This is a genomic window from Brevibacillus antibioticus, assembly GCF_005217615.1.
Classification (GTDB): Bacteria; Bacillota; Bacilli; order Brevibacillales; family Brevibacillaceae; genus Brevibacillus; species Brevibacillus antibioticus.
Genome location: NZ_SZNK01000001.1, coordinates 4,835,001 through 4,848,171 on the forward strand (window position 1 = coordinate 4,835,001; position 13,171 = coordinate 4,848,171).

13 protein-coding genes and 10 tRNA genes (1 of these 23 running past the window's edge) are annotated in these 13,171 nt (G+C 46.8%); 7 read left to right on the forward strand and 16 right to left on the reverse strand.

Translation table 11 applies throughout. From position 1 onward, the window contains the following. From E8L90_RS23455 to dnaA, 16 genes are all read right to left on the reverse strand, one after another. Positions 1–21 (reverse strand) — tRNA-Gln (locus E8L90_RS23455) (it extends 54 nt beyond the left edge of the window). Between the two features lie 18 nt (positions 22–39). Further along, positions 40–124: transfer RNA gene (locus E8L90_RS23460), tRNA-Tyr, on the reverse strand. Positions 125–171: 47 nt separating this feature from the next. Next, positions 172–247, reverse strand: a tRNA-Thr gene (locus E8L90_RS23465). Between the two features lie 14 nt (positions 248–261). Beyond that, a tRNA-Phe gene (locus tag E8L90_RS23470) sits at positions 262–337 on the reverse strand. A gap of 35 nt (positions 338–372) precedes the next feature. Continuing rightward, a tRNA-Asp gene (locus tag E8L90_RS23475) sits at positions 373–449 on the reverse strand. 25 nt (positions 450–474) lie between these two features. Then, positions 475–550, reverse strand: a tRNA-Val gene (locus E8L90_RS23480). A gap of 33 nt (positions 551–583) precedes the next feature. Beyond that, a tRNA-Glu gene (locus tag E8L90_RS23485) sits at positions 584–657 on the reverse strand. 7 nt (positions 658–664) lie between these two features. Continuing rightward, positions 665–740: transfer RNA gene (locus E8L90_RS23490), tRNA-Asn, on the reverse strand. Positions 741–757: 17 nt separating this feature from the next. After that, positions 758–833: transfer RNA gene (locus tag E8L90_RS23495), tRNA-Ala, on the reverse strand. A gap of 44 nt (positions 834–877) precedes the next feature. Next, positions 878–954 (reverse strand) — tRNA-Ile (locus E8L90_RS23500). Positions 955–1,173: 219 nt separating this feature from the next. Further along, positions 1,174–3,099, reverse strand: a complete 1,926-nt coding sequence (gene gyrB / locus E8L90_RS23505; protein ID WP_137031561.1) for a DNA topoisomerase (ATP-hydrolyzing) subunit B — start codon at positions 3,097–3,099, stop codon at positions 1,174–1,176. Beyond that, entirely contained in the window at positions 3,099–3,386 is a 288-nt protein-coding gene (gene remB / locus E8L90_RS23510) for an extracellular matrix regulator RemB (protein WP_137031562.1), read from the reverse strand. Before remB ends, gyrB begins: the two co-directional genes overlap by 1 nt. 11 nt (positions 3,387–3,397) lie before the next feature. After that, positions 3,398–4,516 carry a DNA replication/repair protein RecF gene (gene recF, locus E8L90_RS23515; RefSeq protein ID WP_012683787.1) on the reverse strand — a complete coding sequence of 373 codons (1,119 nt, stop codon included), beginning with the start codon at positions 4,514–4,516 and terminating at the stop codon, positions 3,398–3,400. 16 nt (positions 4,517–4,532) lie between these two features. Next, on the reverse strand, positions 4,533–4,748 hold the full coding sequence (gene yaaA, locus E8L90_RS23520; protein WP_017246846.1) for a S4 domain-containing protein YaaA: 216 nt from the start codon (positions 4,746–4,748) through the stop codon (positions 4,533–4,535). A gap of 32 nt (positions 4,749–4,780) precedes the next feature. Then, entirely contained in the window at positions 4,781–5,920 is a 1,140-nt protein-coding gene (dnaN, locus tag E8L90_RS23525; protein ID WP_137031563.1) for a DNA polymerase III subunit beta, read from the reverse strand. 207 nt (positions 5,921–6,127) lie between these two features. Further along, positions 6,128–7,489, reverse strand: coding sequence for a chromosomal replication initiator protein DnaA (gene dnaA, locus E8L90_RS23530; protein ID WP_017246844.1), 1,362 nt, complete (start codon positions 7,487–7,489; stop codon positions 6,128–6,130). Between the two features lie 584 nt (positions 7,490–8,073). Here dnaA and rpmH point away from each other — a divergent pair. The 7 genes from rpmH to mnmE all read left to right on the forward strand — a co-directional run bounded on the left by rpmH (position 8,074) and on the right by mnmE (position 13,168). Further along, positions 8,074–8,208: a 50S ribosomal protein L34 gene (gene rpmH / locus E8L90_RS23535; RefSeq protein WP_007720125.1), complete on the forward strand. Its 135-nt coding sequence runs from the start codon at positions 8,074–8,076 to the stop codon at positions 8,206–8,208. A gap of 162 nt (positions 8,209–8,370) precedes the next feature. Further along, entirely contained in the window at positions 8,371–9,339 is a 969-nt protein-coding gene (locus E8L90_RS23540; RefSeq protein ID WP_137031564.1) for a hypothetical protein, read from the forward strand. A 142-nt stretch (positions 9,340–9,481) separates the two neighbouring features. Next, on the forward strand, positions 9,482–9,850 hold the full coding sequence (gene rnpA / locus E8L90_RS23545; protein WP_137031565.1) for a ribonuclease P protein component: 369 nt from the start codon (positions 9,482–9,484) through the stop codon (positions 9,848–9,850). Positions 9,851–9,854: 4 nt separating this feature from the next. Then, positions 9,855–10,079: a membrane protein insertion efficiency factor YidD gene (yidD, locus tag E8L90_RS23550; protein ID WP_205669431.1), complete on the forward strand. Its 225-nt coding sequence runs from the start codon at positions 9,855–9,857 to the stop codon at positions 10,077–10,079. Positions 10,080–10,117: 38 nt separating this feature from the next. Further along, the gene (yidC, locus tag E8L90_RS23555) at positions 10,118–10,876 is read left to right on the forward strand and encodes a membrane protein insertase YidC (RefSeq protein WP_137031566.1); all 759 of its coding nucleotides are present in this window, start codon (positions 10,118–10,120) and stop codon (positions 10,874–10,876) included. Beyond that, positions 10,873–11,502, forward strand: a complete 630-nt coding sequence (gene jag / locus E8L90_RS23560; protein ID WP_137031567.1) for an RNA-binding cell elongation regulator Jag/EloR — start codon at positions 10,873–10,875, stop codon at positions 11,500–11,502. The genes yidC and jag overlap by 4 nt, the downstream gene beginning before the upstream one ends. 289 nt (positions 11,503–11,791) lie before the next feature. Beyond that, complete coding sequence (gene mnmE / locus E8L90_RS23565; protein WP_137031568.1) at positions 11,792–13,168, forward strand: tRNA uridine-5-carboxymethylaminomethyl(34) synthesis GTPase MnmE; 1,377 nt, start codon at positions 11,792–11,794, stop codon at positions 13,166–13,168. The last annotated feature ends 3 nt before the right edge of the window (positions 13,169–13,171 follow it).

Sequence of the window (13,171 nt, forward strand, 5' to 3'; positions counted from 1 at the left end):
TTACCGCTTGGCTATACCCCAATAGCCATGAAGTAAAGATGGTGGGGAGAGACGGATTCGAACCGCCGAACCCGGAGGGAGCAGATTTACAGTCTGCCGTGTTTAGCCACTTCACTATCTCCCCAAGCTTGTCCTTCAAAAGCAAAGCTTATTCAACTTTCAAAGAAAAAATGGTGCCGGCAATAGGACTTGAACCCACAACCCCCTGATTACAAGTCAGGTGCTCTACCAATTGAGCTATACCGGCGTGTTTTGTACAAATGGTGGCTCGGGACGGAATCGAACCGCCGACACGAGGATTTTCAGTCCTCTGCTCTACCGACTGAGCTACCGAGCCTCAAGCGTAATTGTTTCGCCATCGCTTGAGAAAAATGGCGGAGCTGACGGGACTCGAACCCGCGACCTCCGGTGTGACAGACCGGCGTGAACTCCAACTTCACCACAGCTCCATGTAAAACATTCAGTTGTTAAAAGTGGTGGAGGCTGACGGGATCGAACCGCCGACCCTCTGCTTGTAAGGCAGATGCTCTCCCAGCTGAGCTAAGCCTCCAGGACCCCTGCAATTGCAGGGCGTTTTGCTAGGTGACCCGTAGGGGATTCGAACCCCTGTATGACAGCGTGAAAGGCTGCTGTGTTAAACCGCTTCACCAACGGGCCATCTGAATGGCTCCTCGGGACGGACTCGAACCGCCGACCGATCGGTTAACAGCCGATTGCTCTACCAACTGAGCTACCGAGGAATAATGATGTTTTAGAATGGTGGAGCTGAACGGGATCGAACCGATGACCTCCTGCTTGCAAGGCAGGCGCTCTCCCAACTGAGCTACAGCCCCATCCTAACGCTTTCGTGACACGCTTGTCATGTCAGCTATGTAAGTGGTGGGCCTAGGCTGACTCGAACAGCCGACCTCACGCTTATCAGGCGTGCGCTCTAACCAACTGAGCTATAGGCCCGTAATTACTTCCGGAACTTTAATCTATCACACCTTTAAGTTCATTGCAATAGAAAATTTGTTTTTTTTTATTGTGTGGGTGAACTTTTTTGTGAAAGACGAGGTTAACAAAAGCAAAATCTATTATAAGTCATGTTCATCGTATATTTCAAATGTATTTTTATATTTTCATTAAGAAAAAGCTTGCCCGGTAAAGGACAAGCTTTTCTTCGTTCCCAATTTAAATATCTAGATCGCGTACATTTGCCGCGTATTGCTCTATAAACTCCCTGCGAGGCTCTACTTCGTCACCCATTAGGGTCTCAAACACCATATTGGCATCCATAGCATCCTCCAGATCCACCTGAAGCAACGTACGGACTTCTGGATCCATTGTAGTCTCCCACAATTGATCGGCATTCATCTCACCTAGTCCTTTATAGCGTTGGACGTTCGGCTTCGGTTGAGCCTTCAAGGTAGCGAGAACCTCATCACGCTGCTTGTCGGTATAAGCATAATGCAACGTCTTCCCTTGCTTGATGCTGTAGAGAGGCGGCTGCGCAATATAAATATACCCCGCTTCAATCAATTGTTTCATGTAGCGGAAGAAGAACGTCAGTAGAAGCGTACGAATATGCGATCCGTCGACGTCGGCGTCCGTCATAATAACGACTTTGTGGTAGCGTGCCTTTGTAATATCAAAGTCTTCGCCAACACCCGTTCCCAAAGCCGTAATAATAGCACGGATCTCGTTGTTGCCGAGAATTTTGTCCAGACGCGCTTTTTCTACGTTCAATACCTTACCACGAAGAGGAAGAATAGCTTGGAAATGACGATCCCGTCCCATCTTCGCAGAACCGCCCGCAGAGTCACCCTCTACAATGAACAGTTCAGATTCGGATGCGTCCTTGGAAGAGCAGTCCGCCAGTTTACCTGGCAAAGCACTTACTTCCAGAGCACTCTTGCGACGAGTCATTTCACGTGCTTTACGAGCTGCCTCACGGGCACGAGAGGCCATGAGCGCTTTTTCCACAACTTTTTTGGCTACACCCGGGTTTTCTTCCATAAAGGTGTTAAAACGGTCACCGAAGACAGACTCAGTAATGCTACGCGCTTCCGAGTTACCCAGCTTTGTCTTTGTTTGTCCTTCGAACTGAGGCTCTTGAATTTTTACGGAGATAATCGCGGTAATGCCTTCACGCACATCGTCCCCGGAAAGATTCGGATCCTTTTCCTTCAGGAAGTTAAACTTGCGGCTGTAGTCGTTAATAACACGGGTAAGAGCCGTTTTAAATCCGGTTTCGTGAGTACCACCCTCATGCGTGTTGATGTTATTGGCAAAAGAGTAGATGTTGCTCACATAGCTGTCGTTGTACTGAAGGGCAACCTCCACGACAAGACCTTCTTTTTCTCCTTCGCAATAAATCACATCGTCATGTAGAGCTTCCCGGTTTTTATTCAAGTGTTCTACGAACTGGATGATACCGCCCTCGTAGCAGAAAGACTCTTCCTTCTGGTGATCTGGACGTGCATCCTTCAGCGTGATGCGCAATCCTTTGTTAAGGAACGCCAGCTCGCGAATACGTTTTTGCAAAATCTCGTATTCAAATACCGTTGTTTCGGTAAAAATAGTCGGGTCGGGTTTGAAGGTAACTTTTGTTCCTGTCTCTTCGGTCTCGCCCACAACAGCAAGATCGGCATCCGGTGCGCCTACTTTAAAGCGCATGAAGTATACCTGGTTATTTTGTTTAACCTCAACTTCCATCCATTCGGATAGCGCGTTTACTACCGAGCTACCTACCCCGTGAAGACCGCCAGACACTTTATATCCGCCACCGCCGAATTTACCACCGGCGTGCAATACAGTCAAAACGGTTTCAACAGTAGATTTCCCGGTCTTTTCATGAATGCCGGTCGGGATTCCTCGACCGTTATCGGTTACGGATACGGAGTTGTCTGGATGAATGACCACCAAGATCTCGTCGCAATAACCGGCTAGCGCCTCGTCAATGGCATTGTCGACAATCTCCCATACCAGGTGATGCAAACCTCGGCTGCTGGTCGACCCGATGTACATGCCGGGACGTTTCCGAACTGCCTCTAACCCTTCCAGTACCTGAATCTGACTCGCATCGTAGTTTGTATCTTTCGTCGTCACTTGATCCACTACTCTGTCAACTCCTCCACTTCAGCTTGTACAAAGGGAAACTGATCCAAGCTGTCCACGAACTGAGCGCGTCGCTTCAGCGTCAGAGAAGAAATAGGTGAACAGTAAATGGCGTTCTTGGTGATTACATAAGACTTCGTTTCTTCCTCGCTATGGTCAACAACTGTCTTACTTTTTTCGAGTAAGAACGCTTTATTGATTTTTGAGGATTTCACAGTCTGATGATCAAGAATGGAAATGACTTCCTTCGTGCTCACCACAGTATCTCCACCAATGTGAATAAACATCCCTGTACCCCCTACCTTTCTCCGGAGATTTTCCCTTCCCTCACGTAAAAACGAGAGGCTTGCTGGAGAACCTGATGCTTTAAGCCTTCCACACCTGTGGTACTTACAAACGTCTGTACTCGATCCTGAATGGTTTCGAGCAGCAATGTTTGCCGATGTTCATCCAACTCTGACAAGACATCATCCAACAACAGAACGGGGTATTCTCCCACTTCTTCTTTAATCAGCTCAATTTCGGCTAATTTAATGGACAGCGCACTGGTGCGTTGCTGTCCCTGGGAACCATACGTTTGCACATCCATGTTGTTCACTTTAAGTGAAAAATCATCACGGTGTGGCCCAATCAGGGTGCTCCCCCGCATGATTTCCCGGTCGCGAACCTCTTCGTAGGCAGCAAGCATTTTATCTACAGCCTGATCTATCGTCATTTCTTCTGTTACGGGCGATGAGTTAACGTAATGCAAAGAAAGTCTTTCCCTGCCATCGGTAATGCCAGTGTGGATTTCCTGTGCCCACGTCTCCAGCTTCCGAATGAACTCAAAACGCTTCCGTAACAATTTTACCGCTAAATCGGCTAATTGGGTATTCCAAATTGCCAGCATTTCCAGCGAGTTACTTTTTTTCATGGCCAAATCCTTTAAAAGCTGATTTCGCTGGGCCAGTACTTTGTTGTAATTGCTCAAATAATAAAGATACGTAGGTGAAACCTGACCGATTTCCATATCGATGAAGCGTCTGCGCTGGGCAGGTGCGCCTTTGACAATGGAAAGATCCTCGGGTGCAAACATGACGACATTCAATGCCCCCACATAAGCACTCAGCTTCTGCTGTTCCATTCCGTTGATTTTGGCCCGCTTTCCCTTGGTTGTCAACTGCAGCTCTAAACGAACAGAACCGTAGCGACGAAGAACATCGCTACGGATCGTGGCATAATCGGCATCCCAGGAAATTAGCTCCTTGTCGCGGGGCGTTCGGTGGGATTTGGCGAGTGCCAAAACATAGATCGATTCGAGAGCATTCGTTTTCCCTTGAGCGTTGTTGCCAATAAACAACTGGATGGGACCGTCAAACGACAGGGACATCGTTTCGTAGTTGCGATAATTGGTTAGCGACAGGTTCTTGAGAAACAAGAATCACGCTCTCCTCTCAGGGGCGTACCACTTGATAGCGACCATAGCCTTCAATCGCTACTTCATCGCCAGGATATAACTTGCGTCCACGTCTGTTGTCCAACTCTCCATTGACCTGGATCGGAACCTCAGCCAAAAAAGCTTTGGCCATTCCCCCCGTATCAATGATTTCAGCCAGCTTCAAAAATTGGCCGAGAGCAATATAGTCTGTGCTAATGGAAACCTCACGCATGGCTTGGCTCCTTTCTTTTACGTAAAAACTAATTAGTACGTACGAACTGGCAAAATCAGATGGAGCATCCAGTCATGATCGGTCGGACGAATCACAAATGGACTCATCGGGCCACTGAAGCTCGCTTTAATTTCCGCGCTATCGATTGCACGCAGCGCATCGATCATGTATTTGGCGTTGAATGAAATTTTCAATTCTTCGCCATTCATTGCTTTTGGCATCAAAATGTCCGTTACTTTCCCGATTTCGGGTGCATTGGACGTAATTTCGACGGTTCCATCAGGCATCGTAACGAGCTTGACTACGTTCGATTTGCCTTCGCGGCTCAGCAAGGAAGCGCGCTCAATGGATTGCAAAAACTCCTTGGTGCTAACGGTGATCTCCGTTTTGCTTCCTTGTGGAATAATTCTGGTCGTGTCCGGATAGGTTCCTTCCAAGAGACGGGAATAGAACAGAATATGCTTGGACTTCACCAAAATTTGATTGTCCGCAACAACGATGTCCGCGAGATTTTGGTCGTCATCTAATATCTTTACCAATTCATTGCAGCTTTTACCCGGAACAACCACGTTATGGAAAGAAAGATCCTCTGGGCATTCGACCATTGCGGTACGGCTAGCCAAGCGATGACTGTCGGTTGCCACAAAACGCAATTTTCCTTGATCAAGCGACCACATCAATCCGGTCAAGATCGGACGCATTTCGGAAGTGGAGACACCAAAAACAGTCTGGCGAATCATTGCCTTCAGTAAATCACAGGGAACACTGAAGACTTTATCTTCTTCCAGATGCGGCAGTTGTGGATATTCGCTGGCATCCATTCCGTTAATGGTGAACTCAGCTTGTCCGGAACGAATTTGGGTTACGAGACGATCATCGACTTGAATATCGATTTCATTGCTTGGCAGCTTGCGCACGATTTCGCTGAAAATACGTGCAGTCAATACAATACTGCCAGGTTGATGTACCGTTACTCCCCATTCTCCGGCTTCTTCCAGCGGGATCTGAACTTCAATAGACACATCAGAATCGCTTGCTGTCAGTGTCAAACCTTCATCATCCGTTTTGATTTTAATCCCGGTCAAAATTGGAATCGTAGTTCTGCTAGATACTGCTTTGCTAACATGCGATACGGCGTTCGACAGCTTTTCACGCTGAACGGTAATATGCATCGACGTGAGCCTCCCTCTCCGGCGCCATTATTTTTGGTTGGAATCTGCATAATGGCTGCGCCTTTATCATAACTTATTAGGATAGATCTTTTTAACAGAAGTAGTAATAGGGCCTGTGGATTTGTGGATATGTGGGTCAAATACGTAAAAGAGAGCCTATACACATGTGGGTAAGTTGTGTATAGGCTTTTTGCGTTATGCACAGGTTTAATGGTTTGCTTTTAACTTTTCAATGAGCGACTGAATGGTTGTTTGCATATGAGGGTCATTTGCCAGCGCACGAGAGATTTTCTCATGGGCATGGATGACTGTCGTATGGTCACGGCCGCCAAATTCATCACCGATTTTCGGCAAGGAGGCATCCGTCAGCTCTCTGGAGAGATACATCGCAATCTGACGGGGGAAAGCGACGGTTTTTGTCCGTTTTTTCGCCTTAAAATCTTCTAGTTTCAGGCTGAACGCTTCTCCGACCGTTCGTTGGATGTCCATAATGGTAATCACGCGTGGGCGAGAGGAAGGAATAATGTCTTTCAGTGCTTCCGCTGCCAGCTGCGTGTCGATATCGCGATTAATCAAGGAGGAGTAGGCAACGACACGAATCAGTGCGCCTTCCAGCTCCCGGATGTTGCTGTCGATCTGGTTGGCGATGTACGCCATTACCTCATTAGGGATATCGAGATTTTCTGCTTTCGCCTTTTTGCGCAAAATCGCAATCCGCGTTTCGAGGTCTGGCGGCTGAATATCAGTAATCAGTCCCCATTCGAAGCGTGAGCGGAGGCGATCCTCCAGTGTCGGGATCTCCTTAGGAGGTCGATCGGAGGAGATGATGATTTGTTTGCTTTCTTCATGCAAGGCATTGAACGTATGGAAAAACTCTTCTTGTGTCGATTCTTTGCCTGCTAAAAACTGAATGTCATCAATTAAAAGAACGTCAACACTCCGGTATTTATTGCGGAACTCGACGGCTTTGTTGTCACGGATAGAGTTGATGAATTCATTGGTGAATTTCTCAGACGACAAATAGACCACTTTCGCCGATGGGTTGTGCTGAATGACATAATGGCCAATCGCATGCATTAAGTGGGTTTTGCCAAGTCCGACTCCTCCGTAAATGAAGAGGGGATTGTAAGCTTTTGCAGGAGCTTCAGCAACCGCAAGCGATGCGGCGTGAGCGAATCGATTCCCTGAGCCAATGACAAACGTGTCAAAGGTGTATTTGGGATTTAAGATACTGGGTGGCTGGTCATCCGCGACTGTTGGCGGTTCGCTCATTTTCACCCGTGGGGCAGGTTGTTCGTCGGCAAAAGCCGCATCAGGATTTTGCATTGCGACGAACTTTACTTTCATATTGATACCCGTCACTTCATATAGTGTATCGGTAATCAGTTGTGCGTACCTAGTTTCTAGCCAATCACGAGCAAAGTCGTTTGGTGCGACGACGATCAGTGCATCCTCTTCTAATGTAGTTGCCTTTGTCGCCTTCAGCCAGGTATCAAAACTGGGTTTGCTTAGCGATTTTTCTATCTTGGCAAGTACTTTGCGCCATAGTTCGCTAATCGCTGCATCCAACCAGAATCCCTCCCTCTGGACCATCCGAAAAATTGATGAAGCACCGATCCATAATGATCGAGAAAAAGTGCAAAAACCTGCTATGTTGTGACCTAATTGTCAACACAGCCGTTTGTAGCGACTGTGGATAAAAAAAGTCGAAATATAGGGATTCCGCTCGTAGAAGTGAAAAAAAGCAGACGGTTATCCTCAATCCTGTGAGTAACGACATACACAAAGGAAAGAATCTGTCCACAAACTTATCCACACCCTGTGGAAAAACCGATTTACGCATCGGAGTTATTCACGCTTCAAAACAAAAACATAATAACAGATATAAGGCATGGTATCAATGGTTTTTTCATACTTATCCACAAACACAACTTCTGGTACTCCCCACATATTCACATCTCTATATTTTGTGTACAAGCTGTAGATAAACTTGTCGAAACCTGTTTTTGTGGATAAAATGATATCCACAGGTCCGGGAAATAGTTTTATGGGGATATTTGCCTTGGTAATGAAATTCCACGGTTACTTGACTTTTTAGGCATATGTTCTTATAATGCAAAAGAATGTCTTTGCAAGACGGAGGTGTATACGTAATGAAACCATCTTTTAATCCTAACAACCGCAAGCGCAAAAAGGATCATGGATTCCGTAAGCGCATGAGCACAAAGAATGGCCGTAAAATTTTGGCTGCTCGTCGTCAAAGAGGTAGAAAAGTTCTTTCCGCTTAGGCCACACTTTCAGTGGCCTTTTTGTTTGTTTACGTATGTCTGAAAATTCTTTGTTCTTATAAAAGAGGAAGGTTTACTCCGATGTGGAAACCTTTTGAGGGATAATCGTTACCTAGCTACCGAAAATCCTACTATTTTTATTGAAGAGACAGGAGAAGGCCGATGGAGCAACGTAAGGATGTAACCGACTTTTTTCTATCGTTGGCGCGCGAGTTTCTTGATGAATGTCCTCTAGCCAATCTGGTATGTGCTTATGCTGGTGGATCTGTCGGGAGGGGAGAAGCGGACGCGTACAGCGACCTCGATTTACACATATTTGTGGAGGGAGAAGGTGATCATTCCTTTGAAAATCGTCTGTTTAGAGGGCATATGATACAGCTGCAGGTCCAAGCTGCTCCTACAGATGAAGAAGTATACGAGAATCCGTGGGCATGGCGTTACTTAAAGGAAGCAAAGGTTGTTCTGGACCCAGAGGATCGGTTCACTTCCTGGATGAATGACATGTGTGCCTATATGGATTCTCCGGCTGGAAAAGAGAAAATGTTCGCACAGGCAAAAACGGAGGTAGATTCGTTCCACGAAGAGGCTCAGGCTGCCTTAATAGAAGGCTTTCCTTACTCCGCTTATTTGGCTGCATGGGCAGGATGGATCGGTGCACTACAAATGAGTGCTGTCTTCCAGGGGCATTCATTGAGCGATGCACAGTTGTATCAGCTGATTCAGAAAGCAAGACGTTCGGATGGTAGAGGTGGCTTTTTTCAGGAGACATACTTGAGTAATCATGATGTACAGGATGCGCTCATGCTATTGACGGACTATCGGGCTCATCTACGGTCAATAAATGAGGGGAACCAGTTTGCGCTGGCAGCTGAGAATGATTGGTTAGTAAAGAGGAAGGTTCAGAGATTGCAGGAGAAAAATCAGCATGATATGGCTGGGTTTTTATTATTTTCAGAGGCGATCTGGTTATATCATAGCGTGGATTCTAATGAATGGCTGGAGAATCATTGGGCGAATCTGCCCACCCAGCTTTCCTTGTCTCTTCAAAAATTGGGCTTTTTCCAAGCGGATGAGCAATTGCTCGCTCACTTGTGCCAAGCGAGTGCAGAAATCATCGCAGAAATTCGCTGATAGCCTATCGTTTTTTCGCTGAATTTTTGATTTTGTTGTAAACCGAGTATACTTAGGGGAAAAAAGTGAACGAAACAAGGATATACTGGTAGATGCTGTTTACGTTTTCTACTATAATTGTGATGTTAGGGGTTGTTTACCTTTGCATCGTTCACACCGGCTCAAAAAAAATGAGCAATTCCAAGCTGTGTTTCAACGAGGAAGTTCTGCTGCTAATAAGCAGTTTGTCTTGTATTCAGCAAAGCAAGAGGGGCAAGCGGCTTTTCGCGCTGGAATTTCCGTCAGTAAAAAAATTGGCAATGCTGTTGTCCGCAATAGAGTCAAGCGGCTTATACGCGAAGCAGTAGCCCGAATGGAGTCTGATATTCCAGTCGGTCTCGATCTCGTCATCATCGCCCGTCCGGGTGTGGAAGCGATGACGCTTGAAGCCATTGAGCAATCTCTGTTACATGTGATGAAGCGAGCCAAAGTGATCAAACAGGCACCCGTACATAATGGAAAAAGAAGGTGAAACGATGATGGTGAAGATCATGGTTTGGTTGATTCGAGGATACCAACTGATGATTTCTCCGTATAAACCACCTTCATGCAGATTCGCGCCAACCTGTTCCCATTACGCAATCGAGTCGATTCGTCGATTCGGAGCGTGGAGGGGAGGCTGGTTGGCCCTTCGTCGCATCTTGAAATGCCACCCGTTCCACCCGGGCGGGTATGATCCAGTCCCGGATCAGCACAAATAAGATTACCTCAATTGAAGCGGGGAAAAGGAGGATCACCCTTGAGTAGACGTACACTCAGCATTCTTATGCTGACTATGCTGGTTCTAGTTTTGTCGGGCTGTAACCCCCAAGCTGCAGCACCAATTGGCCCTGACGCAACCGGCATTTGGGACAAGTATTTTGTTTATCCACTGTCCTGGCTAATTAAAGAGAGCGCGTTGATACTCGGAAACAATTACGGTCTGGGTATCCTGGTCGCTACGATCATCATTCGAATCATTGTGCTTCCATTGATGGTCAAGCAAATCAAGAGCTCCAAGAAAATGCAAGAGATTCAACCGGAGATGCAAAAGATCCGTGACAAGCACAAGAATGATCCGCAAAAAGCACAAGCGGAAACAATGGCCTTGTTCCAGAAGAGCGGTGTCAATCCGTTGGCTGGATGCTTGCCAATGTTGGTACAAATGCCGATTTTGATCGCGTTCTACCATGCGATCATCCGTACGACCGAAATTAACTCACAAACGTTCTTGTGGTTGACGTTGGGAGAAAAAGACCCGTATTACATCTTGCCAATCATTGCTGCGATTACGACGTACCTGCAGTCCAAGATGATGGGTCAGGCAAACCAAGGAAACCCACAAATGCAAATGATGATCATCATGATGCCGCTGATGATTTTGGCGATTGCTGTCACATTACCTTCAGCGCTGTCTCTGTACTGGGTATACGGTAACCTGTTTACCATTGTACAAACGTACTTCCTGTATCGTGATAAAGGTAATATGCCTACTCCTAAGGGGGGAGCCTCCAAGTGAAAAAGGTGGTAGCTACGGCAAAAACGATCGACGATGCTGTGCAAAAAGCTTTGCTGGAATTGGGAGTGCCGCGTGAGCGGACAACGATCCAAGTTCTAGAGGAACCAAGCAGAGGATTGTTTGGACTGATTGGGGCAAAGGACGCTAAAGTGCAAGTAGAATTTCACTTTGATCCGGCTGCACAGGGACGTGACTTTCTTCAAGACGTTTTGTCGAACATGAAGGTGAATGCCAAAGTGGAGACGCGTACAAATGAAGAGGGCATGCTGTTTGACATCCAGGGAACCAATCTGGGAATCATTATTGGCCGCAGGGGACAAACTCTTGATTCATTACAGTATCTCGTAAACGTCGTAGCGAACCGTCATGCGGACAAACATGTACGTATCACTCTGGATGCCGAAAATTACAGGCTGCGTCGCAAGGAAACATTGGAGCAGCTCGCAGATCGTGTGGCCAAAAAAGCATTATCGACCAAACGGGATGTACGTCTGGAACCAATGTCTGCTGCTGAACGGAAAGTAATCCACGCCTTCTTACAAAAGAGAGCGGATGTGGTTACCTTCAGTGAAGGAGACGAGCCAAATCGTTATATTGTGATTGCACCGAAAGAAGCCTCTCGCTAGGCTTCTTTTTTTTGCCTGAATACAAGTGAGCAAGCGACGACATTTTGAACAATCTCCTTCAAAAAGTTGTCCACTGTGGATAATTGACCAAATGGTTGAGGATTTGCGAAAATGATTATACTGTGGATAACCAAAACGGACAGCAACCTTGGAGAACGGGTTGCTTTTTCCTATTGGGTGTTTAGTCAGATGGATTGGCTGCACTTTCTTTTGGAATTTTTCTAGACGATCTGTTATGCTAGTAAGTTAGTGGCTGACTTGTAAGAGTGGAAAGCTTGAGGTGAACAGCATGAAATTCGATACAATAGCGGCGGTCGCAACACCGATGGGTGAAGGCGGTATTGCCGTGATCCGGGTAAGCGGTACGGAAGCGATCGAAGTTGTGGATAAGATATATAAAGGAAAGCAGCGGTTGTCCACTGTGGACAGCCATACGATCCATTATGGGCACTTGTATGAGCCAAACACAGGTGAGCGAGTGGAAGAGGTACTGGTTTCCGTAATGAAGGCTCCCCGTACATTTACGAGGGAGGATGTAGTTGAGGTTAACTGTCACGGAGGAATTGTTTCCGTTGAAAAGGTTCTGGAGTTAATCTTGGATAATGGAGCAAGATTGGCTGAGCCGGGTGAGTTTACGAAGCGTGCTTTCTTAAATGGACGTGTCGATTTGTCTCAGGCTGAGGCCGTCATTGATTTGATCCGGGCCAAAACAGACAGGGCGATGAAGGTCGCATTGAATCAAGTAGAAGGGAAGCTGTCCAGGCTCATTCGGCAGCTGCGTCAAAACTTGATCGAAGCAATGGCTCATATAGAAGTAACACTGGACTATCCAGAGCATGACGTTGAGGAGTTTACACAAAATTTCTTGCGCGGAAAGTGCCTGGAGGTTAAAGGTGAGATCCAACGACTGTTGCAGACAGCACAGCAAGGAAAAATTTTGCGTGAAGGCTTGTCGACCGCGATTATTGGACGCCCGAATGTAGGGAAATCCTCTCTATTAAATAGTCTGGTCCAAGAGGAAAAGGCGATTGTGACTGACGTTGCGGGAACGACACGCGATGTCATCGAAGAGTATGTCAATGTGCGCGGGGTTCCTTTGCGGCTCATCGATACAGCAGGAATTCGCGATACAGAGGACATCGTGGAGAAAATCGGGGTAGAGAAATCGAGACAGCTGCTGCAAAAGGCTGACCTCGTGTTGCTCGTGATCAATTACAATGAGCCTCTCTCTGCTGATGATTACGCGATTTTTGAAGCGGCAAAAGGGTTCCATGTGATTGTGATTGTTAATAAATTCGACCTGCCGCAAAAAGTGGATTTGGAAGAGGTCAAGCGTCATTTCCCTCAGCAGCCGTTGATTATGACGTCTGCGCGTGAGGAGACGGGTATCGATCTTCTGGAGCAGGCTATTGGGGAGATTTTCTTCAGTGGCCGTGTGCAGCAGGATGACTTGACCTACGTGAGTAATGCTAGACATATTCAACTGCTTCGTCAGGCAGAACGAGCCATAGATGAAGCGCTGGGTGGAATCGATGATTTGATGCCAGTAGACATGATTCAGATCGACATTAAAAAGTCGTGGGAGCTGCTTGGTGAAGTCATCGGGGAAAGTGTCGGCGAGGATTTGATTGACCAGATTTTCTCCCAGTTCTGTCTGGGTAAGTGATTA